Source organism: Saccharothrix sp. S26 (assembly GCF_021390395.1).
Lineage (GTDB): Bacteria > Actinomycetota > Actinomycetes > Mycobacteriales > Pseudonocardiaceae > Actinosynnema.
The window spans coordinates 25,410-47,782 of record NZ_JAJUWT010000027.1 but is presented as its reverse complement, the minus strand read 5'-3'; the positions used below and the strand labels follow the sequence as shown (position 1 = coordinate 47,782).

Sequence of the window (22,373 nt, the reverse complement as noted above, 5' to 3'; positions counted from 1 at the left end):
TAACGTGCGGGTAGTCCGATCCTCGCGGGGCCCAGGGGTCGGATAGGTACCCCCTGTCCAAATGTGGCCCCCATTAGAACCACATGGCCGCGCGTGGCCTTGACAACTACATACCAACTGAATAGCGAGAAGAACGAATGCCCATCACCACCCGATCGTTCGACGGTGAACTCGCCCCTCCCTACCTTGTCCAGCGCATCATCAACCAGGCGTTGACCGGGGCCTCGTTCACCCAGTCGTTGACTCCAATGCCCACGTCCACGGGCAAGGTCGTGTTCCCCCTGGCCTCCCCCACGGGCGCGGAATGGCTCAACGAGATGCAGCCCTATCCGCTGGCCAGCCTCAACGACGACACCTACACCGTGGCCGTGGCCAAGCTCGGGACCATCGTCCTGCTCAGCGAGGAATCCGTCTACGACACGGCCTTCCCCATCGCGGACCAGGTGGCAAACCTGTTGCGGGACACGGCAATGTCCAAGTTGGACACCGACCTTCTCAACGGGGACGGCCAGGGCACCACCCCGCGCGGCGTTCTCGGCGCGGCCACCACCGTCCCCGGCCCGTCGTGGATGGCCGGTATCGGCACGGCCGTGGGCGAGCTCGGCGCACAAGGGGCCACCGGTACCCGCGTCGCGTTCAACCCGGCCGACTACGCCACCGAGAACGCCCGTGTCAGCCCGGACGGCCGTCCGATCTGGGGCCCGGACGGCGTGGCCGGACAGTTCGGCCTCACCCCGGTCATGGTCCCGTCCATGCCCACGGGCAGGGCACTGGTCTACGACCACACCCGCATCTACTACATCCAGCGGGAATCGGAAATGCGTTTCCTCCGGGAGTGCTACGCCGAACAGGGCGCGATCGGTATCCGCGCGACCATGCGGGCCGCCATTGCCGCACCCGACGCCGCGAAGTCCATGCGCCTGGTCACGCTCACCACCATGCAGACCACGACCGCTAAGGCCAACTAGTCCCCACGGCCCTGGGGAGGTTACCCCTCCCCAGGGCATTCCCATACCGGATCGTCATTGCACCGCAGACCACGCCGGGGTTTCGGTCTTCCTGCACTATCAGGGAGTATTCAGCACCCCTAGGCTAACTCCGGCGCATGGCTGGTGCCCATACGGAGGTCGACTAGGCGGAAATTTCCGAACATGGAATTGAGTCGGATTGCGCATCGTTCTCCCAGAATGGCAGGCCGAATACGCCGACCTTCAGTATCCGCAGTTCGGGCAGGGTGTCACCAATGCTCAACCCCTCTATGAGACTCCGGACCTCACTCTCGGCATCATCCTTCAGATGTACCGCTGCTCGTTCGAACCAGAGCCGCGCCGTTTCGTGATCCCCGTTGATGTGCGCCAAGCGACCCAGGAGTACATGACACTCGGCACGCTCTTCGACGACTGAAGTGTCACCGGCCTCGTCGGCATATATTTCGTCGGCCCTGGTGAACTTCTCGGCAGCGTTGGTCAGATTGCCCGACCGGAGAGCCAGTGCTCCGATCTCCCGGAGCGCCCAAGCGACTCCGACATTGTTGCCGTGGGTCAGGTGCCATTCCGCCAACTCCACCAGGCATCCGACCACGGAGGCCGCCATGTCGCGTGCGCGGAAAATTCCGGCCATCGTATCCAAAGCGTGAATGTGCCCCGCCAGATTATCGGGAGTCGGGTTCCGCTGACAGCGCGCCCGCCAGACCGACACCATCCGCGCCGCCGTCACAGTAGCGGCGGTGAAGTCCCCCGCCCGGGCGTAGGCCACGGTGGCGCGGTGGAGTACGTGCGAAACCGCTTCTGCGAGAGGAAACCGGTCAGCCAGCTCCAAAGTTGTTTCATGCAGCTTGACGACGTCGTCCGCGTAACCCTCAGTCAGGGCTCCCCGCCACTCGTCAACCAGTGAACGCACCGCCTCTTCGACTTCACCTTGCATCATATGGAATCGGACATTAATCAATACGCGACTGAGGGAAGCCATCGTCATCATTCTCGGTTTCAGGTCCAGACTGTGGGACGAATTGGTGAACATCATGACTACGCGGCACTATCTCGAATAAGTCGCTGAACTCGAACGGGGACAGCGCTATCAGTGCGCCGGCGATGAACGACGGGCCGGGTTGGAGTTGCCGGACCTCACCCGCGCCAAGGTTGAGCGGTTGATACCCATCGCTTTAGCCATGGAATACTCCGATCGGTGCCCCGAAAGGCTCATCGCCTTCTCGATCATCCCCACCTTGACTCTTACGGTATGTGCCATCGGTGTCACACCCACGTTCGCCACGTGAAAGCTCGCGATGCCCAACTGGCGAACCCCGAAGTCCGGCGGCATACCGCCCGAAGCCAAGCCGTTCTCGCTGTGCACTCCACGCATCCACAACCGAGTGCACGCGCGGTGCCGATGAGCCATGCAGTTGCCGGAACAGCGGCCGTGACCGCTACCCCGATCGAGATCAACACATCCATTCACCCCGCACGCCAGCAGTGGCATTCAAGCCTTTCGGACCTTCGGACTCGTTTGTGCCTACGGGTAGCCTCTCGTGTGCGGAGCGTTGCTGGAATGAACAACCCGTCCACACCCGTCCACAGTCATCGGGAGCCAGGCGTCATGTCCGAGACGGCAAGGGCACTGCGTGCGGCCCGAGAGGCGGCAGGCGTCAGCCTGGCCGTGATGGCTCAGCGGACCCACTACAGCAAGTCGTTCCTGGGCATGGTGGAGACAGGACAGCGGACCGCGACACCTGAACTGGTGGCCGCCTACGAGCGTGCGCTCGACGCACAAGGGCTGGGTGAGGAAGTGAACAGACGAGAGCTGCTGGCGGCGGCAGCCGCCGTACTCGCCGGAGCGAACACGCCGGAACCTCTCGCCCGACTACTGGACGGACTCACGTCGGCGGAGGCACCCGGCACGGTCGGCCGGTCCGAGGTCGAAGCAGTGCAGCACGCCACGTCGGTCTACACGACGATGGACCTGCGATTCGGCGGTGCGGTCGCGGCAGACGTCTCCAGCGGCGCTCTGCGATGGGCGGTGACGCTCCTGGACGCGCCGATGCGGGACGACACGCGGATTGCGCTCTCAGCGGCCGTCGGTGCGCTGGCCGACCGCACGGCGTGGACCCACTTCGACTCCGGCCGCACCTACTCGGCCCGCCGGTTGTCCACCCTCGCTCTGCGCACGGCCAACGCGGGAGCCGATCCGGACCTACGCGCGCACGTGGTGCTCAACATGGCCGCCCAGGTCGGCGACGATCACCCAAACGATGCCGCCGCCCTTGTCCGGTCAGCAGTATCCGACACCCGTGTCTGTGGCCTGGAACGTGCGAACCTGCACGCCGGTTTGGCCGGACACCTGGCGAAGACCGGCGACAAGCACGGCGCGATCAAGCACATCGTCAAAGCCGAGGCACTGGCCGAACGTGGCGGTGAAACCCCTCAATGGTTGCGCTTCCTCACACCGGAAAGCCTCGACTCGATCATCACCCAGGCGCTGGCTGCCGCCGGCGAGCATGGGGAGGCGATCCGGCGGTTCGAGAACCTGCTGCCCCGCATGGGCCCGGACCGGCTGCGCGGCCGAGCGGGACGGATGATCGACCTCGCCGACCTCTACGCCCGGACCGGCCGGGTGGATGAAGCTCAGGCGTTGGCAGCGGAAGCGGAAGCGGCCCTGAGCGATGTCCGCTCCGCCCGCGCAACCGCTTCCCTTCTGACGTTGCGACAGCGCGTAACGGCCGCACGGCGTAGCGAACACTGACCGGTGTAACACATGCGTCATGCACAACTCACCCGGTCTAGGAGTGAGAACAAGTCCGGCGATAACTCGTCAAGCCCCTCAAACCAGCGGTCCCAGCCCGGTGGCCGAAGAAGCACCGAGCCCGGCCGGTACGTCTCATCCGGACCACGTCCAATCCGTGTCCGCAGACGCACCGACCGGGCCGATCCTCTGGATGTTCCCGCGACCTACGGGAACGATCACCCGAACGGTCCGCGGAGCGCATCGGGAACCGTGGCTAACGTGGGTGTCCGGACCCACCCGGCCACCACCGGCCAGGCGGGGACAGGCAACGACAACCGCGTGATCCCACGGGGAGCACCGAACGGCCGTTACCCGTCACACCAGGCCACACCTGGCCGCTACAGACCGCGCCGACCAGCATCAACGCTGGTGGCCCCACCAGGGGCCCATAGGTAGGACACACGCGTTCTGAACGTAGGACTCTCGCGTTCTGAACGTAGGACACACGCGACGCGAACGTAGGACTCGCGCGGGCGCGGTCGGCCGGCTGTGTCACCATGAACGGCGTTATGGCTGCTCCTCGCGCTGAGGTCGTGATCGACCTCGACAACCTCCGGCACAACGTCGCCCACCTCGACGCCCTCGCGCCGAACGCCGACACGATGGCCGTCGTCAAGGCCGACGGCTACGGGCACGGCGCGGTGGAGGTGGCTAGAGCGGCGGTGGAGGCGGGCGCGACGTGGCTCGGCTCCTGCTCGCTCGCCGAGGCCCTGGCGCTGCGCGCGGCCGGCCTCACCGTGCCGATCCTGGCCTGGCTGGACCCGCCCGGCACGGACTACGCCGCCGGCGTGGAGCAGGACGTCGACCTGGCCGCGTCCTCCCTGGCCCAGCTGGAGGAGATCTCGGCGGCAGCCGACAAGGCGGGCAGGACCGCCCGCGTCCACCTCAAGATCGACACCGGTCTGTCCCGCAACGGCTGCCCGGCCGCCGACTGGCCGGAGCTGGTCGAGCGCGCCGCCAAGACCCACAACGTCGAAGTTCACGCGATCTGGTCACACCTGGCCGTCGCCGACGAGATCGGCCACCGCGCCACCGACGCCCAGGCCGAGCGCTTCGACGACGCCTACCGCGAAGCCGTCGCCGCCGGCCTGGACCCGCGCCGCCACATCGCGAACTCCGCCGCGCTCATCACCCGACCGGACCTCCACCTCGACCTCGTCCGCCCCGGCATCGCGATCTACGGCCTCAACCCGGTCCCGGTGCCCACCGACCTGCGCCCGGTGATGACGTTCCGGTCCGCGGTCGCGCTGGCCAAGCGCATCCCGGCCGGTGAGTCGGTGTCCTACGGTCTGAGCTGGACCGCGACGAGGGACACGAACCTGGCCCTGGTGCCCGTCGGGTACGCCGACGGCGTGCCGCGCAGCCTGTCGAACCGGATGGACGTCTGGCTGGCCGGGCGCCGCCGCCCGGTCGTCGGCCGCATCTGCATGGACCAGGTCGTGGTCGACTGCGGCGACGACGTGGTGGCGGAGGGGGACGAGGTCGTGCTGTTCGGACCGGGTGACCAGGGCGAGCCGACGGCCCGCGAGTGGGCCGACACCACCGGCACCATCGACTACGAGATCGTCACCGGCATGTACCGACCGCGCGTCACCCGGACGTACGTGGGTAGACGGCCGTGAACACGGTGTGGAAGGCCGTCGGCTGGGCCGGCGGCATCCTCGGCGCCGCCGCGACCGGGGTCGCCGTGGGCGTGGCCGCCAACCAGAAGAAGGTCTCGGACGACCGCAAGGCCGACGACCCGCTCGCCGACGAACCGCTGGGCCGCCTCACCCCGACCCGGGAGTCGACCGTCGCGGCGGACGACGGCGTGCCGCTGTCGGTGGAGGAGGTCGACCCGGAGGACGGCGGGAAGCCGGAGGTCACCGTCGTCCTCGTGCACGGCTTCGCCCTGGACCGCCGCTGCTGGCACTTCCAGCGCCGCGACCTGGCCGCCCTGACCGGACCACGCGTGCGGCAGGTCCTCTACGACCAGCGCGGCCACGGCCGGTCCGGCCGGTCCACCGCCGAGGGCAGCACGATCGACCAGTGCGCCAAGGACCTCGACGCGGTGATCCGCTCGATGGCCCCCGACGGCCCGTTGGTACTGGTCGGCCACTCCATGGGCGGCATGACGATCATGGCGTTGGCGGAGCAGCGACCGGAGCTGTTCGCCGACCGGGTGCGCGGCGTCGCGCTCGTCGGCACGGCGGCCGGGGCGGTCGGTGGCGCGGGCCTGCCGAAGTCGGTGCTGTCGCGCTACAACCCGGTGACGTTGGGCGTCGGCCGGATCGCCGGCCTGCAACCCGGCCTGGTCGAGTGGGTCAGGCGGCGGGCGTCCACGCTGACGTGGAGCGGCATCCGGGCGCTGGCGTTCGGCACCGGCAAGGTCAGCCCCTCGCTGGTCGACCTGATGGAGCAGATGATCAACGGGACGACGGTGCAGGTGCTCACCGAGTTCCTGGAGACCCTCGGCACGCACAACCGCTACAAGGCGCTGGCCGGCCTGCGGCACTGCGAGGTGCTCGTGATCAGCGGGGACGCGGACAAGCTGACCCCGTTCTCGCACGCCGAGCGGATGGCCGAGGAGATGCCGCACGGCGAACTGGTCCGCGTGTCCGGCGCGGGCCACATGCTCATGTTGGAACAACCCGACCTGGTCACCGGGCACCTGGTCGGTCTGGTTCGGCGCAGTGCCGCCGAACGGTCGGAAAGCAGGCGGCGGTGGTGGTGACGAGCGTGAGCGTGACGCTCCCCGAGGTGCACGACACCGAGGAGTTCGGGCGCAGGCTGGGCGGGCTGGTGCGGGGCGGTGACCTCGTGCTGCTGTCCGGCCCGTTGGGCGCGGGCAAGACGGCGCTGGTGCGCGGCCTGGCCGCCGGCCTCGGCGTGACGGGACGGGTCAGCTCGCCGACCTTCGTGATCGCCCGCGTGCACGACCCCGCCCCGGGCGGCCGCGGCGTGCCGCTCGTGCACGTCGACGCCTACCGGCTCGGCGGTCACCTGGACGAGCTGGACGACCTCGACCTGGACACCGACCTGGTGGACGCCGTGGTGGCCGTCGAGTGGGGCGAGGGCGCGGCCGAGCGGCTGTCCGAGGACCACCTGCTGATCAGGCTGGAACGCCGCGACGACGACGTCCGCGTCGCCCACCTGCACCCCCACGGCAGCTGGGAGCGGCGCGAGCTCCCGGTCTGACGGGCGGGTTCACCGCAGCTCCCGCTTGAGCACCTTGCCCATCTCGTTGCGCGGCAGGGCGTCCACGTACCGCACCACCCTGGGCCGCTTGTGCGGTGACAGCAACCGGGCCACGTGGTCGCTCAACACCTCGGGCGCGACCGGCTCGCCGCGGGCCACGACCCAGGCCACCACCCGTTCGCCCAGGTCGTCGTCCGGCTCGCCGGTCACCGCGACCTCGGCCACCGCCGGGTGCTCCAGCAGGGCGTTCTCGATCTCGCCCGCGCCGATCTTGTACCCGCCGCTCTTGATCAGGTCCGTGGCGCGCCGCCCGACGATCCGCACGTACCCGTCCGGCTCGACCACCGCGAGGTCGCCGGTGCGGAACCAGCCGTCGCGCACCGCCTCCCGCGTGGCGTCCGGCCGGTTCAGGTAGCCGGAGAACAGGTTCGGCCCGCGCACCTCGATCTCGCCGGGTTCGTCGGCCGCCCCGTCCCGGACGACCCGCAGCTCCACGCCGGCCAACGGCACGCCGACCGTGCCGGGCCTGCGGTCGCCGTCGGCCCGGACGCTGGTGTTCATCAACGTCTCGGTCATCCCGTACCGCTCGACCACCCGTTGGCCGGTCAACCGCTCGATGCGCTCGTGCACCGACGCGGGCAGCGCCGCCGAACCGGACACCAGCAACCGCGCCCGCCCGAACGCCGCCGCGTGCTCGGGCTCGGCCGCGACCCGGTGGTACATGGTCGGCACGCCGAACATCATCGTGCCGCCGTCCCGCAACGCCGCGGCGGCCTTCGCCACGCTGAACGACCCCAGGTGGTGCACGGTCCCGCCGCGCCGCAACGGCCCGATCACCCCGACGACCAGGCCGTGCACGTGGAACAGCGGCAGGCCGTGCACCACCACGTCGTCCCCGGTCCACGCCCACGCGTCGGCCAGCGCGTCGAGGTTCGCGGCCAGCGCCCGCCTGGGCAGCACCACGCCCTTGGGCGGCCCCGTCGTGCCGCTGGTGTAGACGATCAACGCGGGCGCTTCGCCGTCCGGCTCGGGCAGGTCGACGGCCGGGCCGGACGGCAGCTCGTCGTCGATCACCAGGTCGGGCTCGCTGTCGGCGAGGACGTGCGCCAGCTCGCGCTCCCCGATCTTGGGGTTGAGCGGCACGACCGGCACGCCCGCCAGCAACGCGCCCACGACCACCACGCACGTCTCGGGCCGGACGTGCGCCCACACCGCCACCCGCCGCTTGCCGACCAGCCCGTGCGCGACCGCCCGCGCCTCGCGCGCCAACTGCTCGTACGTCAGCTCCCGCTCGGGGAACCGCAGGGCGATCTTCGACGACGGCGAGGCCAGCGCTGGCAGCAGCATCCGCTTACAGTGACCGGCCGGGCCGCCGGACGCATCACAAGTGTGGTTCGAGCCACGCGATCAGGTGGATCTTCGGCCGAGCGCCGACGGTCTGTGCGACCAACTGCCCGTCCTGGTAGAGCTGGAGCGTGGGCGCGGACATGATCCGCTGGTCACGCGCGGTGCGCGGGCTCTCGTCCAGGTCGACCTTCACCACGGTCAGGTCGCCGCGCTCCCGGTCCAGCTCGTCGAGCACCGGTTCCAGCATCCGGCACGGCCCGCACCACTGCGCGCCGAACTCCACCAGCACGTTCCCGGTGGCCACGGCCCCGGTGAACTCGTCGTCGGTCAACGTCCGCACGGCCTGCTCCTCTGCTCGGCGTCCTGCAACTGCGCGCGCACCTGGTCCCGCGCGGCCTGCAACCGCGTGATGCAGTCGTCCAGCTCCGCGAGCTTGCGCCGGTACACCTCGACCGACGCCGGGCAGGCGTCACCGCTCGTGTGGCCGTCGCGCAGGCACTGGACGAACGGCCGGGTGTCCTCCAGGGCGAACCCGATGCCGGTGAGCGAGCGGATCTCGTGCACCAGCTTCAGGTCTTCCTCGTCGTACTCCCGCTGCCCGTTCGCGCCGCGCCGGGCGGTCAGCAGGCCGAGGGACTCGTAGTAGCGCAGCGCCCGGGTGGTGGTCCCATCCCGCCGTGCCAGTTCTCCGATGCGCACGGACCCATCCTCCGACTTGACGTGGACGTCAACACAAGTGTGGTGCACGCCACCCGATACCCTTGTCAGTTGTGCTAGTGCTCGCGTTGGACACCGCCACCCCCGCCGTCACGGCCGGTGTCGTCGAACTGACGCCCGGGTCGCCCCCTCGGCTGCTCGCCCAGCGGGTGACGGTGAACGCGAAGGCCCACGGCGAGCTGCTCACCCCGCACCTCCAGGAGGCCATGGCGGAGGCGGGCCACCGGCTCGCCGACCTCGACGCCATCGTGTGCGGCTCCGGCCCCGGCCCGTTCACCGGGCTGCGCGTCGGCCTGGTCACCGCCGCCGCCCTCGGCCAGGCGCTCAACCGGCCCGTGTACCCCGTGCCGACGCCGGACGCCGTCGCGCTGGACGCCGCCACCGGCAAGCCGCTGCTCGTGGCCACCGACGCGCGCCGCAAGGAGGTGTACTGGGCGGCCTACGACGCGGCCGGCAGGCGCACCGACGGCCCGCACGTCGACCGGCCGGCCGACCTGGTCGCGAAGCTGCCCGCGGTGGCCGAGGCCGCCGGCGAGGGCGCCGAGCTGTACGCCGACGTGATCGGGCTGCCGGTGGTGCGGGCGCGTTACCCGTCGCCGGTGTCCCTGGTCGCCGCCGCGGCCGGTGAACTGCTCGCCGGTGCGCGCCCCGCCGCGCTCACCCCGCTCTACCTGCGCCGTCCCGACGCGGTGGAGCCCGTCGGCCGCAAGCGGGTGACCAGGGCGTGAGCTCCGGCACCGTGACGATCGCCCCGCTGCGCCGCGAGGACGCGGCGCGGTGCGCGCAGATCGAGCAGGAGCTGTTCCCCGGTGACGACCCGTGGAGCGCGGACGCGTTCCGCAGCGAGCTCGACAACGGCAACTTCTACGTCGGCGCGTACGTCGGCGACACCCTGGTCGGGTACGCGGGGCTGGGCCTGACCGACTTCGAGGCCAGCGTGCACACCATCGCAGTCGTGGCCGACTACCAGGGCGGCGGCGTCGGCAAGACCCTGCTGCGGGCCCTGCTCGCCGAGGCCGACGAGCGGGGCGTGCCGGTGTTCCTGGAGGTCCGCACCGACAACGCCACCGCGATCGGCCTCTACCTGGCGCACGGCTTCGAGCACCTCGGCCTGCGCCGCCGCTACTACCAGCCGTCGGGTGCCGACGCGTACACGATGGGAAGGCCCGCGAACCGTGACTGACCGGCTCATCCTCGGTATCGAGAGCTCGTGCGACGAGACCGGCGTCGGCATCGTCCGGCTCGGCCCGGACGGGTCGATGGAACTGCTCGCCGACGAGGTCGCGTCCAGCGTCGAGGAGCACGCCCGCTTCGGCGGCGTCGTGCCCGAGGTGGCGTCCCGCGCGCACCTGGAGGCCATGGTGCCGACCATGCGCCGGGCGGTGGACAAGGCCGGGATCGAGCTGCGCGACGTGCACTCGATCGCGGTCACCGCCGGTCCGGGGCTCGCGGGCGCGCTGCTGGTGGGAGTGTCGGCGGCGAAGGCGTACGCGGCGGCGCTGGACAAGCCGCTGTACGGCGTGAACCACCTGGCCGGGCACGTCGCCGCGGACACCCTCCAGCACGGGCCGCTGCCGAAGCGGTGCCTGGCGCTGCTGGTGTCGGGCGGCCACTCGCAGCTGCTGCTGATCGAGGGCCTGGCGGAGAAGATCACCGAGATCGGGTCCACCGTGGACGACGCGGCCGGTGAGGCCTACGACAAGGTGGCCCGGCTGCTCGACCTGCCGTACCCGGGCGGCCCGCCGATCGACAAGCTGGCCAAGCAGGGCAACGGTTGCGCCATCGCGTTCCCGCGCGGGCTGACCGGTCCGCGTGACGCGAAGTACGACTTCTCGTTCTCCGGCTTGAAGACGTCGGTCGCGCGGTGGGTCGAGAAGCAGGAGCGGGCGGGCGAGGAGATCCCGCTGGCCGACGTGGCCGCGTCGTTCCAGGAGGCGGTGGCCGACGTGCTGACCGCCAAGGCGATCCGGGCGTGCCAGGACCTCGGCGTGGACACCCTGGTGATCTCCGGCGGGGTGGCCGCGAACTCGCGCCTGTCGGGCCTGGCGGCCGAGCGCTGCGCCGAGGCGGGCATCGAGCTGCGCGTCCCGCGCCCCCGCCTGTGCACCGACAACGGCGCGATGATCGCCGCCCTCGGCGCGCACCTGGTCGCCGCCGGCGCGAAGCCCTCCGCCCTGGACCTGTCCACCACCCCGGGCCTGCCCGTGAGCACCATCCAAATCCTCTGACCCCCGCGCGAGTCCTAGAGCGTTATTCAAAACTCTTGATCATGGGTGGGTAGCGCAACGGCTCCGCCTGGTTAAGATCGTTTTCCTCTCACAGAAGACGTCTGACCAGGAGCGGAGCCGTTGCGTTACCAGTCTACGACCGGACTCGACCACGACCGGATCCGGGAGTTGGTCGCCCGCATCGAGCAGATCCTGCAGCCGGCACAGCGCCGGACGGGCCGGCCTCCGACGCTGGACGTGCACCGATCCGTGCTGCTCACCCTCCTGCTGCTGCGACAGAACCTGGCCCAGACCGTCGCGGCGGACCTGCTCGGCCTCTCCCAACCCACCGTGTCCCGGATCTTCCGCCGGTTCGCCCCGCTGATCGGACAGGTGCTCCGCCTGCACACCCCGCCGCTGCCCGAGGCACTGCGGGGACGGGTGGTGCTCGTCGACGGCGCCCTGATCCCCACCGACGACCACGCCTCCCACCGCAAGGCCAACTTCAACACCAAACACCGCCGCCCCGGCATGACCGTGCAGGTCCTCTCCACCCTCGACGGCACCCTGCTCGCGGTGTCGGACCCGGTCGAAGGCCGCACCCACGACAAGACCGCCTACACCCTCACCGGCCTGGACACACTCCTGGCCGACAACGAGGTCGTCGCGGACCTGGGCTACCAGGGCACCCCGGCCATCCGACCCCGCCGCAAACGCCCCGGCCACAAGAAACACACCCCCGCCGACAAGATCTGGAACACCAGCGTCAGCCGGATCAGGTGGGCGGTGGAACACGCCATCGCCCACCTCAAAGCCTGGAAGATCCTCGCCACCGGCTACCGCGCACGCCTGACCGAACTGCCCACCATCGTCCGCATCGTGGCCTGCCTGGAGTTCTACCGCCTCGGCTGGTGAACCCACTTCTGAATAACGCTCCTACGTTCAGAACGCGTGTGTCCTACGTTCAGAACGCGAGAGTCCTACGTTCGGAACACCCGAGTTCAACGCTCAGAACGCCACGCCGAGCCCTTCGGCGTGGCCCGCGGCGAAGGCCGCCGCGTAGGGCTCGTCGCCCAGCGCGTCACGGGCCGCGGCGGCGATCCGGTCCACGTCGGCGCGTTCCCCGACCGGCAGCGGCACGCCCACGGACGCCCGCGCCGCCGTCGCCGCACCCAGCAGCCGGGCCGCCGTCGCCGCGTCACCCGCCAGCGCCCGGGCGCCCGCCACCCCCTCCAGCGCCAACGCGATCGCCCGCGGGTCGCCCACCCGCCGTGCCAGCGACAACGCCTCCGACTGCAACTCCAACGCCCGCGCCGCGTCACCCCGCTGCTCGGCCACGAACCCCAGCTCGGCCAGCACCAGCGTCGCGCCCGCCTCGAACCCGACCCGACGGTGCCACGCCCGCAGCCGCTCCCACAGCGCCTCCGCCTCGTCCAGTCGCCCCTCCCGCCGTGCGCCCAGCGCCAACCCGGTCTCCGCGTACACCTCACCCGGCGAGAACCCGTGCTCCGCCGCCGTCCGACGGGCCTGTTCGTGCAGCTCACGAGCCTGCGCGTAGTCGCCGCGGGTCAACGCCACCCGCCCCAGCCACGACAGCTTGTACGACACCTCCGGCCACGACCGCAGCTCCTGCGCCACCCGCAGCCCGTCCCGGTGCACGGCCTCCGCGCGCTCGTAGTCACCGGCCAACTGCGCGAGCATCCCCAACCCGAACGACGCCTTCAACTGCCCCCACCGCTCACCCGACGCCGCGAACAGCTCCGTCGCCCGAGCCGCCGACGCCCGCGCCCGGTCCACCCGACCCCCGGCCAGCGCCTGGCTCACCCGGTCGCTGTGCGCGGCGGCCACGCCCCACTGGTCACCCAGCTCCTCGAACGCCGCCAACGCCTGGTCGGTCAGCCGCTCGCCCGACGCCATGTCGCCCACCGTCGACAGGACGTAGCCCAGGAACCACCGCGCCCGCGCCTTCTGCGTGGCATCGTCGATGTTCGCGGTCCCCGAGATCGCGGACGGTTCCGCCGGCTCACCGAGCAGCACCCCGAACCCCGCCCGCCACGCCACCGTCACCGGGTCGGTCGCGGTCATCAGCCGCCGACCCTCCCGCAGCCGCCCGCGCAGGAACCAGTACCAGGTCAACGCGCACGTCAATCGGGCCGCGCCGGCCGGGCCCAACGCGTCGTGCGCGGCACGCAGGTTCGCGGTGTCGGCGTCCAGCCGTGCCAGCCACGCCAACTGCCGAGGCCCGCGCAGCTCCGGGTCGGCGCGTTCGGCCAACGCCAGGTAGAACGCCGCGTGCCGGTCTCGCACCCGGTCGAGCTCGCCCGCCTCGCGCAGCCGTTCCCGCCCGTAGTCGGCGACCGACTCCAACAGCCGGAACCGCGGCTCACCGGTGTGCTCCGGCGCGACCACCAACGACCGGTCCACCAGCCGGGTCAGCACGTCGAGCACCTCGTCGGCCGCCACACCGCCACCCGCGCACACGGCCTCGGCGGCGTCCAACGCGCACCCGTCCACGTGCACCGACAACCGCCGCAGCACGATGCGCTCGGCGTCACCGAGCAGGTCCCAGCTCCAGTCGATCATCGCCCGCAACGTGCGCTGCCGGGCGGGCGCGTCCCGGTGCCCGGTGGCCAGCAGCCGGAACCGGTCGTCCAGCCGGTCCAGCAACGCCGTCACGCCCAGCCCGCGCACGCGCGTCGCGGCCAGCTCCACCGCCAGCGGCAGCCCGTCGAGCCGGCGGCAGATCGCCTCGACCACCGGCTCGTTGTCCGGCGTCACCGCGAACCCGGGCGCGGCGGCGGCAGCGCGCGCTGCGAACAACGTGACCGCGTCCGACAGGTCCAACGGCGGCACGGCCCACACCGCCTCGAAGGCCAACCCGAGCGGTTCCTGGCTGGTGGCCAGCACGCGCAGGCCCGGCACGGCCCGCAGCAGCCGCGAGACCAGCGCGGCGACCGGCTCGACCAGCCGCTCGCAGTTGTCCAGCACCAGCAGCACCTCACGGCCGCGCAACGCCTCGACCAGCGACGACCCCGACGCGTCCTCGCGCACCCCGAGCACGTCGGCCACCGCGCCGATCACCTGCTCGGCCCGGCCGACACCGGCCAGCTCGACCAGCCACGCCCCGTCCGCGACCGACACCCGCCGCGCCACCTCCAGCGCCAGGCTGGTCTTGCCGACCCCGCCGGGTCCGGTGAGCGTCACCAACCGCGTGTCACGGGGCAGCCCGCACAGGTCCCGCACCGCCTGCTCGCGCCCGACCAGCTCCGTCACGGGCACCGGCAGGTTGGTGCGCGCCGCACCGGGACCGGGCGCGGTGCCGGGGGTGCGCCCGGTGCCGGAACCGATCGCCGTGCCTGAACCGACCGCCGCCCCGGGCCCGGACGGAGCGACCGGACCGAGCGCCGGGTCGTGGTCGAGGATCGCCCGGTGCAGGGCGACCAGCTCGGGCCCCGGCTCCAGCCCCTGCTCCTCGACCAGCAACCGCCGCAGCTCGGCGTAGCTCGCCAACGCCTCGACCTGCCGCCCGGCCCGGTAGAGGGCACGCATGTGCAGCCCGCGCAAACGTTCGCGCAACGGGTGCCGCGCCACCTCGACCGCCAGGTCCACCAAACCCACCCCACCCGACTCGGCGAACCCCTCCACCGCCACCAACCGCTCCTCGGCCCACCGCGCCGTCACCGGCACCAGGAACGGCGCGTCGGCGAACTCCGCCAGCGGCTCGCCCCGCCACAACGCCAGCGCCTCGCCCCACCGCCCGTCCGCCACCAGCTCCCGGAACCGCAGCACGTCCAAAGTGGACGAATCGACCGGCACGGCGTACCCGGCGGGCCCGTGCGCCACCAGCTCGCGCCCGCCCGGCTCGCCCGCCTCCAACGCCCGCCGCAACTGCGAGACCTTGGTCTGCAACGTGTTCACCGGGTTGCCGGGCGGCCGGTCGCCCCACAGGTCGAACGCCAACCGGTCCGCCGACACCGGCCGCCCCTCGTGCGCGAGCAGGTCCGCCAGCAGCAACCGGACCTTCACCTCCGGCACCCGGACCGCCGCACCGCCCGTCGTCCAGACCCCCAGCGGCCCCAACACCCCGAATCTCACGCCCGGACCGTAACCGGGCCACCCGCAGCCGACCCCCAGCGGACCCGCAGCGAACCGTGCGCGCCCTCCTCCACCGTGGAAACCACACGAAGGAGTGAGAAACACATGACCGACAAGACCCCGTTGACCGTGATCGGCCTCGGCCCGATGGGCCAGGCCATGGTGTCCCGGTTCCTCGACGCGGGCCACCCGACCACGGTGTGGAACCGCACCCCGGCCCGAGCCGACGCCCTGGTCGCCCGAGGGGCCGTCCGCGCCGACACCGCCGCCGACGCCGTGGCCGCGAACCGGCTGGTGATCGTCAGCCTCACCGACTACGCCGCCATGCACGACATCCTCGACGGCGTCGACCTCGCCGGCCGCGTGGTGGTCAACCTCAGCTCCGAGACGCCCGACAAGACCGTCAAGGCCGCCGCGTGGCTCGCCGAACGGGGCGCGGAACTGCTGGTCGGCGGCGTGATGGCGAACGCGGAGATGGTCGGCCACCCGGCCGCGTAGGTCTTCTACAGCGGACCGCGCGAGGTGTTCGACCGGCACGCCGGCACGCTCGCCGCGATCGGCAGGCCGGACTACGCGGGCGCGGACCACTCCCTGGCCCAGCTGCTCTACCAGGCGCAGCTCGACGTCTTCCTCACCTCGCTGGCCGCGATGCTGCACGGCATCGCCCTGGTGAAGTCGGCGGGCCTCACGGCCGAGTGGTACGCGCCCTACCTGGTCGACAACCTCGACACCCTGTCGATGTACGTGGCCGAGACCGCCCGGCACGTCGACTCCGGCGAGCACCCCGGCGACCTCGCCAACGCGGCCATGATGGGCGCGACGGCGGCGCACGTCGTGGGCGCGAGCGAGGCCGCCGGGGTCGACGCCGAGCTGCCCAGGGCGGTCCGGTCGCTCTACGACCGCGCCCTCGCGGCGGGGCACGGCAAGGACAGCTGGACCGCCCTGATCAACGTCCTGCGCGGCTGATCACACGGGGTTCAAGCCGGGGTTGCGGTCCTCGACCACGAACGACTTCAGCGTCGTGGCCCGCGCCCCGGCCGTCCGGACGGAGGGCAGCGTGCGGAAGTCGGCGCGCAGCTCCCGCGCGGTGAACTTCGTCCGCACGTACCCGCGCCGCCTGCTGTGCAGCTTGATGTGCGGGTTCAGCCGCAACTGCACCTCGTCGACGGTGTCGTTGCCGTCGCCGCCGGAGGTCACCGACGTGCACACCAGCTCGGTGCCGACGGTCGGCGACGACGCCGGGTCGTTCCAGTCCAGCTTCACGTCCGCCGCGTAGTGCGCGTGCACGTCACCGGTCAGCACGACGGCGTTGCGCACGCCCGCGTCGACCCAGCCGCGCGTGACGCGGTCGCGGGAGGCCAGGTAGCCGTCCCAGCCGTCCATCGAGACCTCCTTCTCCGGCCCGTCCTTGCGGTCGCGCTCGGCGAAGAACACCTGCTGGCCCAGCACGTCCCACCGCGACCGGGACCGGCGGAAACCGTCGAGCAGCCACTCCTCCTGCGCCGCCCCGGTGATCGAGCGCGTCGGCAGGGCGGCGTCCGCGCAGGTCTTCCACCCGTCGCCGCACGCCTGGTCGTCGCGGTACTGCCGGGTGTCGAGCATGTGGAAGTTGACCAGCCCGCCCCACTGGGCCCGCCGGTAGAGCTGCATGTCGGTGCCGTCGGGCCGGGCGCCGCGCCGCAGCGGCATGTTCTCGTAGTACGCCTGGAACGCCGCCGCCCGCCGCGCGGGGAACTCCGGGTCGGGCTGCTCGGGCACGTCGTCGGCCCAGTTGTTCTCGACCTCGTGGTCGTCCCACACCACCAGCCACGGCGCGACGGAGTGCGCGAGCTGCAGGTCGGCGTCGGTCTTGTACTGCGCGTGCCGCAGCCGGTAGTCGGCGAGCGTCCGCGTCTCCGGCCCGATGACCGTGCGCACGTCCGCCGCCTTGGCGGCGTACTCGTACTGGTAGTCGCCGAGGTGCAGCACCAGGTCCGGGTGGTCCTCGGCCAGCCGCCGGTACGCGGTGAAGTAGCCCTCGCCGTAGTGCGCGCACGACGCGAAGCACATGGTCAGGTCCTGCCCGAGGACCCACGGCTCGGGCGTGGTGCGGGTGCGGCCGACGGGGGACAGGTGGCCGTCCACCCGGAACCGGTAGTAGTACTCGCGGCCGGGGCGCAGGCCGAACGGCTCCACGTGCACGCTGTGCCCGAGCTCCGGTCGGGCGGGCCGCACGCCGCGGCGCACCACCCGCTGGAACCGCTCGTCCTCGGCCAGCTCCCAGTGCACCGGCACGACCCGGTCGGGCATGCCGCCCAGGCCGTTCTCCTCCAGCGGCCGGGGCGCGAGGCGCGTCCACAGCACCACGCTGTCGGGACGGGGGTCGCCGGAGGCGACGCCCAGGGTGAAGGGATCTTCGAGCTTGGGGAAGCCCGTGCCGGTTGTTGCCAGCGCCACACCGGCCACACCGCCGATGAGCAGGGAACGTCGGGTCACCGCAGTCATGTGGCACACCGTTGCCGACCAGGTTGGCGACCAGGTGAACGGCGGTGTGACACGAGTGGACGACTTCACCCGGCCGAGATCGGGGGGTCGTTGAAGCGTTGGCACTCGCGTGGGTAGAGTGCTAGATGCACGGCACCAGCAACCGCCCCGACCCCCGCGACGGCGGGGTGGCAGGAGCCGTAACAGCAACCTGCCAACGCTTTCGACGACCGTGGAGGTCAGCCCGGTGAGCGTGAACATCAAGCCGCTCGAGGACAAGATCGTCGTCCAGGCCAGCGAGGCCGAGACCACGACCGCTTCCGGCCTCGTGATCCCGGACACCGCGAAGGAGAAGCCCCAGGAGGGCAAGGTCCTCGCGGTCGGCCCCGGCCGGATCGACGACAAGGGCAACCGCGTCCCCGTGGACGTGGCTGTCGGCGACGTCGTCATCTACTCCAAGTACGGCGGCACCGAGGTCAAGTACAACGGCGAGGAGTACCTCATCCTCTCCGCCCGCGACGTGCTGGCCGTCATCAACTGACGCTCGGCTGACACGCAAGACGCCCCGGCGAACCCCTCACCGGGGCTCCCGGGGCGTTTCGCATCAAGAGAGGCGTAGGCAATGCCCAAGCAGATCAGCTTCGACGAGGACGCTCGTCGGGCCCTCGAGCGCGGCGTCAACAAGCTCGCGGACACGGTCAAGGTGACCCTCGGCCCGCGCGGCAGGCACGTCGTGCTCGACAAGAAGTTCGGCGGCCCCACCGTCACCAACGACGGCGTGACCATCGCCCGCGAGATCGAGCTGGACGACGCGTTCGAGAACCTCGGCGCGCAGCTCGCCAAGAGCGTCGCCACCAAGACCAACGACGTCGCCGGTGACGGCACGACGACCGCGACCGTGCTGGCCCAGGCCATGGTCCGGGTCGGCCTGCGCAACGTCGCGGCCGGCGCGAACCCGATGTCGCTCGGCGTCGGCATCCAGGCCGCGGCCGAGGCCGTCGTGGACGCCCTCAAGGCCAAGGCCACCCCGGTCAAGGGCCGCGACAACATCGCCCAGGTCGGCACCGTCTCGTCCCGTGACGAGTCCATCGGCGCCCTGCTCGGCGAAGCCATCGAGAAGGTCGGCGAGGACGGTGTGATCACCGTCGAGGAGTCCTCCTCGATGGCCACCGAGCTGCAGATCACCGAGGGCGTGCAGTTCGACAAGGGCTACGTGTCGGCGCACTTCGCCACCGACCTGGAGGCCCAGGAGGCGGTGTTCGAGGACGCCCGCATCCTGCTGCACCGCGAGAAGATCTCGGCGCTGGCCGACCTGCTGCCGATCCTGGAGAAGGTCGCCGAGGCCGGCAAGCCGCTGGTCATCATCGCCGAGGACGTCGAGGGCGAGGCGCTGTCGACCCTGGTCGTCAACGCCCTGCGCAAGACGCTGCGCGTGGTCGCGGTCAAGGCGCCGTACTTCGGCGACCGCCGCAAGGCGTTCCTGGACGACCTGGCCGTCGTCACCGGCGCCACGGTCATCTCGGCCGAGGTCGGCCTGAAGCTGTCCGAGGCGAACCTCGACGTGCTGGGCACCGCCCGCCGCGTCGTGGTGTCGAAGGACAACACGACCATCGTCGACGGCGGCGGCACCAAGGCCGACGTCGCGGGCCGCGCGGAGCAGCTGCGCCGCGAGATCGAGGCCACCGACTCCGACTGGGACCGCGAGAAGCTGCAGGAGCGGCTGGCCAAGCTGTCCGGCGGCATCGCGGTGATCAAGGTCGGCGCGGCCACCGAGACCGAGCTGAAGGAGCGCAAGCACCGCATCGAGGACGCGGTGGCGGCGACCAAGGCCGCGGTCGAGGAGGGCATCGTGCCCGGCGGCGGTTCGGCCCTGGTGCACGCGGCCAAGGTGCTCGACGGCGGCCTCGGCCTGTCCGGCGACGAGGCGACCGGTGTCGCCATCGTCCGCGAGGCGCTGGGCTCGGCGCTGTTCTGGATCGCCGCGAACGCGGGCCTCGAAGGCGCGGTCGTGGTGAACAAGGTGCGCGAGCAGGACTGGGGCTTCGGCCTCAACGCCGCCACGCTGGCCTACGGCGACCTGCTCGAGGCCGGGATCATCGACCCGGTGAAGGTGACGCGTTCCGCGGTCACCAACGCCGCTTCCATCGCCCGCATGGTGCTCACCACCGAGAGCGCCGTCGTGGAGAAGAAGGAAGAGGAGCCCGCCGGCGGCAACGGTCACGGGCACGGCCACGGTCACGGTCACTGACCAGGCGTCACCGGTCAGCTGAAGCGCTGAGGGGAGGGGCGGCACCCGCGTGGTGCCGCCCCTCCCGCGCGTTGCGGCGTCAAGCGGGCGTCAGCTGCCGCTTGCGCGCCTTGATGATGCTGTCCCGCTCGGACTCCGAGAGGCCGCCCCAGATCCCGTAGGGCTCCTGCACCGCCAGGGCGTGCCGCCGACACATCTCCAACACCGGGCACGACAGGCACACGGCCTTGGCCCGCGCCTCCCGCCGTGCCCGTGCCGGTCCGCGCTCCCCGTCCGGGTGGAAGAAGAACGCGCTGTCCATCCCGCGGCACGAGCCGCGCATCTGCCAGTCCCACAGATCCGCGTTGGGACCGGGAAGCCTTCGGGTGTCCGCCATCGAGACCGCCTCCTTGGCCCATGGACGAGAACTGCTCCATTCGGCTTAACGATGATCCACCGTAGAACCGCGCCAAAACTTGTTCAAGGGGGTGCGGGGGCTTTTGCGGGCAATTCATACGATGGGTGATCGGTTGGCGTTGAAACCCGGAGTTGCCGGTGACGTCAGGTGAACGGACGATGTCAGCGTGATGACGCCCCCCGACCAGACCGGGACCGTGCCGGAAGGCGACCGGGAAACGGTTGCGGCGGAAGACGATCCCGCGCATGCGGTGACCCTCTCGGTGGCCGCCGTCGCACGCAGGCTGGGCGTCGCGCCGGCCACCCTGCGCACCTGGGACCGCCGGTACGGCCTCGGACCGAGCGATCACACAACCGGGCGACACCGCAAGTACGCGCCACTCGACGTAGCGCGCCTGGAGCTGATGCAGCGGGCCCTGCTGCGCGGCGCGTCGTCGGCCGAGGCGGCCAAGTACGCCCTGGCCAGCCCGGTGCGCGCGCCGCTGACCGCCGTGCCCCCGACGTTGACGGGCGGTGAGCTCGACGGCGGCGCGCCGCCCGGCGGGCGCGGGCTGAAGCTCCAGGCGGCGAACCGGCGGGCGCGCGGCGTGGGGCGGGCGGCGCTGGCGATGGACTCGGCGGCGGTGCAGTCGCTGCTGGCGGACGCCATCGAGGCGGACGGCGTGGTCACGACGTGGGACGAGGTCGTGCGCCCGGTGATGGCCGCGATCGCGGCGCGGTGGGAGCACTCCGGCGCCGGGATCGAGGTGTCGCACCTGATGGACGAGTGCGTGCTGGCCGCCCTGGTGCGCGCCACCCCCGTCGTGGCGAACCCGCGCAACCACCGGCCCGTGCTGCTGGCGTGCATGCCGGACGAACGGCACAACCTGCCGCTGTACCCGTTGGCGGCGGTGCTGGCGCAGCGCGGCGTGGGCGTCCGGCAACTGGGCGCGGCGCTGCCCGCCGACGCCCTGGCCTCCGCCGTCCGCCGAACCGCCCCGTCGGCCGTCGTGCTGTGGGCCCAGCTGCCGCGCTACGCCGATCCGGGTGTCGTGACGTCGTTGCCGAGGACCCGCCAACAGGTCCGCGTCTTCGCCGGGGGGCCGGGCTGGGAACGCGGCGTCGTGCCGCAACCGGCGGAACGGATCAACAACCTCGCCTCGGCCGCGGACGCGATCGAACGAGCCGTCTGCTGACCGGACCTGCTGTTCACTGCCTCTGACCTGGCCCGCGCTCTTGTTGGTACACCGCACCTTCCGGAATTTCTTCATGTTTCCGGGGTTCCGCTGCCTGCACAGGTCCACCTCGGCAGGCGCTCTACCGCTCTGCGCACCCGCCGAGTTCCATCACGGAACGCCTGCCCTGGCGGCTCTCTCGCTCACAGGGCTTCGTCTGCTGGAGATATCGCCTGCTCGGCGGACCTGCCGCTCGCCGAAGTTCCTCTGCGCGCGTGCGCCGACAGCTTCCGCTCGCGGGGCTCTCGCGTGCTGGAGCCGCCGCGCGCCGGGGTTTACTGCGCTGCGGGTTTTGGTGGCTCTCCTGTTCGCGGGGTGTCGCTGCCGGGGGTTTTGCCTGCTCGGTGGACCCGCCGGCCGCCGACGTTCCTCGCCGCAAGGCCCGACAACCCTCCTGCTCACGGGGCTTCGTCTGCCGGAGGTATTGCCTGCTCGGTGGACCTGTCGCTCGCCGATGTTCTTCTGCGCGCGTGCGCCGGCAGCTTCCGCTCGCGTGCTGGAGCCGCCGCCCGCCGGGGTTTCGTGCGCTGCGGGTTCTGGTGGCTCTCCTGTTCGCGGGGTGTCGTCTGCCGGGGGTTTTGCCTGCTCGGCGGACCCGCCGCCCGTCGAGTTCTCCGCGCCGCACGGCCTGACAGCCCTCCCGCTCACGAGGGCTTCGCCTGCCGGAGGTATCGCTTGCTCGGCAGTGACGCTCGCCGAAGTTCTTCTGCGCGCGTGCGCCGGCAGCTT

Annotated in this window: 22 protein-coding genes; 14 read left to right on the top strand and 8 right to left on the bottom strand. The window is 71.3% G+C overall.

The features are described from left to right. Positions 1–137 precede the first annotated feature (137 nt). Positions 138–968: a phage major capsid protein gene (locus tag LZG04_RS35225; RefSeq protein WP_233825401.1), complete on the top strand. Its 831-nt coding sequence runs from the start codon at positions 138–140 to the stop codon at positions 966–968. Positions 969–1,131: 163 nt separating this feature from the next. Here LZG04_RS35225 and LZG04_RS35220 read toward each other — a convergent pair whose 3' ends face one another. Continuing rightward, positions 1,132–1,968: a tetratricopeptide repeat protein gene (locus tag LZG04_RS35220; RefSeq protein WP_233825399.1), complete on the bottom strand. Its 837-nt coding sequence runs from the start codon at positions 1,966–1,968 to the stop codon at positions 1,132–1,134. Positions 1,969–2,076: 108 nt separating this feature from the next. Continuing rightward, positions 2,077–2,352 (bottom strand): hypothetical protein, encoded by a 276-nt coding sequence (locus LZG04_RS42795; protein WP_308199635.1) that lies wholly within the window; start codon positions 2,350–2,352, stop codon positions 2,077–2,079. Between the two features lie 243 nt (positions 2,353–2,595). On the opposite strand from LZG04_RS42795, the gene LZG04_RS35210 reads away from it, so the two are divergent. The 4 genes from LZG04_RS35210 to tsaE all read left to right on the top strand — a co-directional run bounded on the left by LZG04_RS35210 (position 2,596) and on the right by tsaE (position 6,957). Then, a complete protein-coding gene (locus LZG04_RS35210; protein WP_233825397.1) occupies positions 2,596–3,738 on the top strand; it encodes a helix-turn-helix domain-containing protein in 1,143 nt (380 codons plus the stop codon). Between the two features lie 551 nt (positions 3,739–4,289). Continuing rightward, positions 4,290–5,402: an alanine racemase gene (alr, locus tag LZG04_RS35205; RefSeq protein WP_233825395.1), complete on the top strand. Its 1,113-nt coding sequence runs from the start codon at positions 4,290–4,292 to the stop codon at positions 5,400–5,402. Continuing rightward, positions 5,399–6,493 (top strand): alpha/beta fold hydrolase, encoded by a 1,095-nt coding sequence (locus tag LZG04_RS35200; RefSeq protein WP_233825393.1) that lies wholly within the window; start codon positions 5,399–5,401, stop codon positions 6,491–6,493. Before alr ends, LZG04_RS35200 begins: the two co-directional genes overlap by 4 nt. Continuing rightward, positions 6,490–6,957, top strand: a complete 468-nt coding sequence (gene tsaE / locus LZG04_RS35195; RefSeq protein ID WP_233825590.1) for a tRNA (adenosine(37)-N6)-threonylcarbamoyltransferase complex ATPase subunit type 1 TsaE — start codon at positions 6,490–6,492, stop codon at positions 6,955–6,957. Before LZG04_RS35200 ends, tsaE begins: the two co-directional genes overlap by 4 nt. 9 nt (positions 6,958–6,966) lie before the next feature. Here tsaE and LZG04_RS35190 read toward each other — a convergent pair whose 3' ends face one another. From LZG04_RS35190 to LZG04_RS35180, 3 genes are read right to left on the bottom strand one after another with little or no spacing between them, the layout of a single operon-like run. Then, entirely contained in the window at positions 6,967–8,304 is a 1,338-nt protein-coding gene (locus LZG04_RS35190; RefSeq protein WP_233825392.1) for an acyl-CoA synthetase, read from the bottom strand. Positions 8,305–8,338: 34 nt separating this feature from the next. Next, positions 8,339–8,644 (bottom strand): co-chaperone YbbN, encoded by a 306-nt coding sequence (locus tag LZG04_RS35185; protein WP_233825390.1) that lies wholly within the window; start codon positions 8,642–8,644, stop codon positions 8,339–8,341. Further along, on the bottom strand, positions 8,632–9,003 hold the full coding sequence (locus LZG04_RS35180; RefSeq protein WP_233825388.1) for a MerR family transcriptional regulator: 372 nt from the start codon (positions 9,001–9,003) through the stop codon (positions 8,632–8,634). Before LZG04_RS35180 ends, LZG04_RS35185 begins: the two co-directional genes overlap by 13 nt. Positions 9,004–9,074: 71 nt before the next feature. On the opposite strand from LZG04_RS35180, the gene tsaB reads away from it, so the two are divergent. The 4 genes from tsaB (at position 9,075) to LZG04_RS35160 (ending at position 12,143) form a co-directional block, all read left to right on the top strand. Further along, a complete protein-coding gene (gene tsaB, locus LZG04_RS35175) occupies positions 9,075–9,749 on the top strand; it encodes a tRNA (adenosine(37)-N6)-threonylcarbamoyltransferase complex dimerization subunit type 1 TsaB (protein ID WP_233825386.1) in 675 nt (224 codons plus the stop codon). 11 nt (positions 9,750–9,760) lie between these two features. Then, the gene (rimI, locus tag LZG04_RS35170; RefSeq protein ID WP_233825587.1) at positions 9,761–10,204 is read left to right on the top strand and encodes a ribosomal protein S18-alanine N-acetyltransferase; all 444 of its coding nucleotides are present in this window, start codon (positions 9,761–9,763) and stop codon (positions 10,202–10,204) included. Next, the gene (tsaD, locus tag LZG04_RS35165) at positions 10,197–11,249 is read left to right on the top strand and encodes a tRNA (adenosine(37)-N6)-threonylcarbamoyltransferase complex transferase subunit TsaD (RefSeq protein ID WP_233825384.1); all 1,053 of its coding nucleotides are present in this window, start codon (positions 10,197–10,199) and stop codon (positions 11,247–11,249) included. Before rimI ends, tsaD begins: the two co-directional genes overlap by 8 nt. A 120-nt stretch (positions 11,250–11,369) precedes the next feature. Continuing rightward, positions 11,370–12,143 (top strand): transposase family protein, encoded by a 774-nt coding sequence (locus tag LZG04_RS35160; protein ID WP_233825381.1) that lies wholly within the window; start codon positions 11,370–11,372, stop codon positions 12,141–12,143. A 93-nt stretch (positions 12,144–12,236) separates the two neighbouring features. On the opposite strand, the gene LZG04_RS35155 is transcribed toward LZG04_RS35160, so the two are convergent. Continuing rightward, positions 12,237–15,323, bottom strand: a complete 3,087-nt coding sequence (locus LZG04_RS35155; protein WP_233825379.1) for a BTAD domain-containing putative transcriptional regulator — start codon at positions 15,321–15,323, stop codon at positions 12,237–12,239. Between the two features lie 105 nt (positions 15,324–15,428). On the opposite strand from LZG04_RS35155, the gene LZG04_RS42790 reads away from it, so the two are divergent. Then, the gene (locus tag LZG04_RS42790; RefSeq protein WP_308199633.1) at positions 15,429–15,821 is read left to right on the top strand and encodes an NAD(P)-binding domain-containing protein; all 393 of its coding nucleotides are present in this window, start codon (positions 15,429–15,431) and stop codon (positions 15,819–15,821) included. A 24-nt stretch (positions 15,822–15,845) separates the two neighbouring features. After that, complete coding sequence (locus tag LZG04_RS42785; RefSeq protein WP_308199632.1) at positions 15,846–16,289, top strand: hypothetical protein; 444 nt, start codon at positions 15,846–15,848, stop codon at positions 16,287–16,289. Here LZG04_RS42785 and LZG04_RS35145 read toward each other — a convergent pair whose 3' ends face one another. Further along, positions 16,290–17,807 (bottom strand): alkaline phosphatase, encoded by a 1,518-nt coding sequence (locus LZG04_RS35145; protein WP_233825377.1) that lies wholly within the window; start codon positions 17,805–17,807, stop codon positions 16,290–16,292. Positions 17,808–18,033: 226 nt separating this feature from the next. Here LZG04_RS35145 and groES point away from each other — a divergent pair, with 226 nt between their 5' ends. Next, the gene (gene groES / locus LZG04_RS35140; RefSeq protein ID WP_033428811.1) at positions 18,034–18,327 is read left to right on the top strand and encodes a co-chaperone GroES; all 294 of its coding nucleotides are present in this window, start codon (positions 18,034–18,036) and stop codon (positions 18,325–18,327) included. Positions 18,328–18,408: 81 nt separating this feature from the next. Further along, on the top strand, positions 18,409–20,034 hold the full coding sequence (gene groL, locus LZG04_RS35135) for a chaperonin GroEL (RefSeq protein ID WP_233825375.1): 1,626 nt from the start codon (positions 18,409–18,411) through the stop codon (positions 20,032–20,034). Positions 20,035–20,113: 79 nt separating this feature from the next. Here groL and LZG04_RS35130 read toward each other — a convergent pair whose 3' ends face one another. Beyond that, on the bottom strand, positions 20,114–20,410 hold the full coding sequence (locus LZG04_RS35130) for a WhiB family transcriptional regulator (protein WP_033428626.1): 297 nt from the start codon (positions 20,408–20,410) through the stop codon (positions 20,114–20,116). A gap of 283 nt (positions 20,411–20,693) precedes the next feature. Between LZG04_RS35130 and LZG04_RS35125 the strand changes: the two genes are divergently transcribed. Further along, positions 20,694–21,605 carry a MerR family transcriptional regulator gene (locus LZG04_RS35125; RefSeq protein WP_233825373.1) on the top strand — a complete coding sequence of 304 codons (912 nt, stop codon included), beginning with the start codon at positions 20,694–20,696 and terminating at the stop codon, positions 21,603–21,605. Positions 21,606–22,373: the final 768 nt, after the last annotated feature.